At 72.0% G+C, this 3,928-nt stretch carries 4 protein-coding genes; 2 read left to right on the forward strand and 2 right to left on the reverse strand.

The genetic code is table 11. The annotated features are described in order from the left end of the window. On the reverse strand, positions 1-998 hold a 998-nt coding region (locus PV363_RS10370; RefSeq protein WP_301022283.1), incomplete at its 3' end, for a ferrochelatase. Positions 999-1,110: 112 nt separating this feature from the next. Between PV363_RS10370 and PV363_RS10375 the strand changes: the two genes are divergently transcribed. After that, entirely contained in the window at positions 1,111-2,334 is a 1,224-nt protein-coding gene (locus PV363_RS10375) for an MFS transporter (protein ID WP_220341514.1), read from the forward strand. Positions 2,335-2,358: 24 nt separating this feature from the next. Here PV363_RS10375 and PV363_RS10380 read toward each other — a convergent pair whose 3' ends face one another. Continuing rightward, on the reverse strand, positions 2,359-2,979 hold the full coding sequence (locus PV363_RS10380; protein WP_220341513.1) for a trimeric intracellular cation channel family protein: 621 nt from the start codon (positions 2,977-2,979) through the stop codon (positions 2,359-2,361). 114 nt (positions 2,980-3,093) lie between these two features. On the opposite strand from PV363_RS10380, the gene sepH reads away from it, so the two are divergent. Next, the coding region (gene sepH, locus PV363_RS10385; protein ID WP_301022284.1) for a septation protein SepH at positions 3,094-3,928 on the forward strand (835 nt) is incomplete at its 3' end.

Below are 3,928 nucleotides of genomic sequence, written 5' to 3' on the forward strand. Positions count from 1 at the left end.
GCCCGCTCGAGCAGCAGGTCGCGCACCGCGGCGACGAAGCGCGGGTCGTTGCCGGCGGTGGCCGAGCGCCGTGCCGGGAGGCCGAGCCGCTCGGCGGTCGCCATCGCCTCGGTGTCGAGGTCGTAGACGACCTCCATGTGGTCGGAGACGAAGCCGATGGGCACCAGGACGACCGACGCCACCCCGTCGGCGGCCAGAGCCCGGAGGTGGTCGTTGACGTCCGGCTCCAGCCACGGCACCTCGGGGGAGCCCGACCGCGAGCAGTAGACGAGGTCGTACGCCCGCTCGACGCCCGTGCTCTCCGCCACGCCGGCTGCCACCTGGGCGGCGACGTCCCGGTGCTCGCGCACGTACGCCTCTCCCCCACGTGTCTCCCCGTCGCAGACGAAGCGACCGCTCGCCGCGTTCATGGCGTCCGGGATCGAGTGAGTGACGAAGACCAGCCGGGTCGCCGCGGTGTCGAACCCCTCACGACCGAGCTGATCGATCGCGCCCACCGCGCCGCCGACGAACGGAGCCACGAAGCCCGGGTGGTTGAAGTAGTGCCGGACCCGGTCGAGCCGGGGGGCGCCGTCACCGACCGCGACGGTCGCGTCGTACAGGTTCTCGCGGTACTGACGGCAGCCGGAGTACGAGGTGTAGGCGCTGGTGAACAGGCACACCGCGCGTTCGACACCGTCGTCACGCATCTGGGTGAGCGTGTCGGTGAGGTACGGGTCCCAGTTGCGGTTGCCCCAGTAGACGGGGAGCTCGATGCCGTGCGAGCGCAGCTCGAGCTGCAGAACCGCGACCAGGTCTCGATTCTGGTCGTTGATCGGCGATCGGCCACCGAACGAGAAGTAGTGCTCACCGACCTCGACCAGCCGCTCGCGCGGGATCCCCCGCCCGCGAGTGACGTTCTCGAGGAACGGGACGACGTCGTCGGGCTTCTCGGGCCCTCCGAACGAGACGAGCAGGAACGCATCGTACGGGCGGGTGTCGGGCGCGGGTCCATCCATGCCGCCATCCTTCCAAGTCGACGGTTAGGCTGCAGGTGCGACCCCGGTCGGGGCGCCCGAGGGCATCTCCTCCGCCACACCGTCACCTCGACGACGTCTCCCAAGGAAGACCGTGCTCGACTCGTACCGCCGGATCCTCGCGGTCCCTGGCGCCCCGGCCTTCAGCACAGCCGCCCTCCTCGCACGCCTGCCGATCTCCATGCTCGGGCTCGGACTCGTCCTCCTCGTGCAGGAGCAGACCGGGTCGTACGCGAAGGCGGGCGCCATCTCGGCCGCCTCCGTCATCGCCAACGCGATCGGCGCCCCGGTGCAAGGACGGCTCACCGATCGCTTCGGTCAGCACCGTGTGCTCCCGGCGACCAGCGCGCTCTTCGGCCTCGGGCTCGCCCTCGGGCTCCTCGCCGTCCACGCCCAGGCGCCCACGCCGCTCCCCCACCTGTGCGCCGCCCTCGCCGGCTTCGCCCTCCCCCAGGCCGGCTCGATGGTCCGGGCGCGGTGGACCCACAACGCCGAGCCGTCGATGATCCCGACCGCGTTCGCCCTGGAGGCGGTGCTCGACGAGGTGGTCTTCATCGTCGGTCCGGTCGTCGTCACGTTCCTCGCCACCCTCATCAACCCCTACGTCGGGTTGGCGGTCGCCGGCGTGGCAGGAGTGGCAGGGTCGCTGCTCCTCGCGGTGCAGCGCCGTACCGAGCCTCCGTCCCGACGGCGTCGGGACGATCCTTCGGGCGGGCGCGAACGTCTGCCGTTCGGGCTGCTCGCACCCCTGATGCTCGCCGGCGTCGGGTTCGGCGTGCTCTTCGGAGGCGCCGAGCTGGTGACCGTCGCGGTGGCCGAGGACCAGGGCCACAAGGAGCTGTCCGGCGTCCTGCTCGCGATCTGGGCCGCGGGAAGCCTGATCGCGGGTCTGCTGGTCGGTGCGCGTCCCCCGCGGATGTCCTCCCTGGCGCAGCTGCGCATCGCCACGGTGGTCCTGACCGTGAGCTTCGTCCCGCTGCTGCTGACCTCGGCGCTCCCGCTGGTCGCCGTCGCCCTGTTCGTCTCGGGGTTCGCGATCGCGCCCAGCATGGTCGCCTGCACCCGTCTCGTCGAGCAGGGCGTCCCTCGCGAGCGGCTCACCGAGGGGATCGCATGGTTCACCACCGGTCTCGCGACCGGGGTCGCGCCGGGCGCGGCGCTGTCCGGCTGGGTGGTGGACAGCACGGCGCCCTCATGGGGCTACCTGGTGTGCCTGCTCGCCGGCTTCCTCGCCGTGGGCGGGGCCTGGAGCGTACGCGTCCGCCCTCCTGCCCCTGCTGCAGGCGCTCCCGCGGATGCCGCAGGGACGGCGCGCTGACGCCACCGCACCATTCTGCTCGGCTCAGTAGCCGTCCATCCCGGACGGGAGCGGCGCCTGCCACCCGCGACGCAGGGCGATCATCCGGTAGCCGAAGGCGAAGAGCGCGCCCGGGAGGACGACCCAGGCGTACGGCAGGTCGAGCTGGACCGCGGTGACCGCGATCGCCGCGCCCAGCAGGGCCGGGAACGCGTACAGCTCCTCGCGGAGGACGACGGGGACGCGTCCCGCGAGCAGGTCACGGATCACACCGCCTCCGATCGCGGTGACCATGCCCATCAGGCACGCCGCCACCGGCTCGAGACCGTAGTCGAGCGACTTCACCGCACCGGTGACGCAGAACAGCCCCATGCCGGCGGCGTCGAAGACGGCGATCTTGCTCTCGAGCCGACCGAGCACGGGATGGAACCGGAACGCAATGAGTCCCGCCACGACCGGGACCATGAGGTAGCGCCAGTCCATGAGGGAGGCCGGTGGGGTGGCCCCGATGAGGACGTCACGGAGGAAGCCGCCGCCGAGTCCCGTCGCCCCCGCCAGGACGAGGACCCCGAAGATGTCCAGCGGCTTGCGGACCGCCACCAGCGCTCCCGAGAGGGCGAATGCGGCGATCCCGACGAGATCGACGACGACGTAGTTGGTGGCCACGAGACGACGTTAGCGGGGTGCGGTCGACCGCGCGCTCGGCGCGCTTGCTTGGATTGACCGGGCAAGCAGTCGACACTGGGGCTGGTACGAGGCGCGAAGGGCGGAGGCAACGACATGCGAGACCTCACCGTGGTGGGGCTGAGCGAGGACCAGAGGTACGTGGTTCTTCGCGGCCCGGTCGGTGAGCTGTTCCGCATCCCTGCCGACGACCGGTTGCGCGCCACCCTCAGGAACGACCGGGCACGACTCGGCCAGTTGGAGATAGCGATGGACAGTGCACTGCGTCCGCGAGACATCCAGGCCCGGATCCGCCGGGGCGAGTCGCCGGAGGAGGTGGCAGCAGCAGCAGAGCTCCCCGTCGACCGGATCATGGGTTATGCCCACCCCGTGCTCGCGGAGCGAGAGCACATGGCCGAGCGCGCCCGCAAGGCGACGGTCCGTCGAAAGCACGCCCAGTCGAACGCACTGACCCTCGGCGAGTCGGTGGACACGACGCTGCGCGGACGCGGGCTCGACCCCGAGTCGGCGGCGTGGGACTCCTACCGGCGCGACGACGCCCGCTGGACGGTCACCGTACGAGCGGGCGGGATCACCGCCGACTACGTCTTCGACCCCGCGGGGCGCTACACGTTCGCGGAGGATGCGGGCGGGCGCGAGCTGGTCGGGGACGTCCCCGACGCCAGCGACACCGCGATCGCCGACGCCGTCACGCGTCAGGTCGACGTGGTGGAGCTCGAGTCGGACCCGCGCGTCACGTCGTTGCGGCAGGCTCGCGCACGGCGCGCCGCAGCGGCGAGCGAGCGGGCCGACGAGCAGCTGAGTCTCAGCGACATCCCGGGCGTCGACGACGGAGAGCCCACGCTCGAGCTCGACGCCGCCGAGGAGCGTGACGCCGCCGCGGTGGCCGCGCGCCAGGACGCGACCCGAGAGCGCGGCGGCCACGGCGACG

The organism is Mumia sp., from assembly GCF_028803055.1.
GTDB lineage: Bacteria > Actinomycetota > Actinomycetes > Propionibacteriales > Nocardioidaceae > Mumia.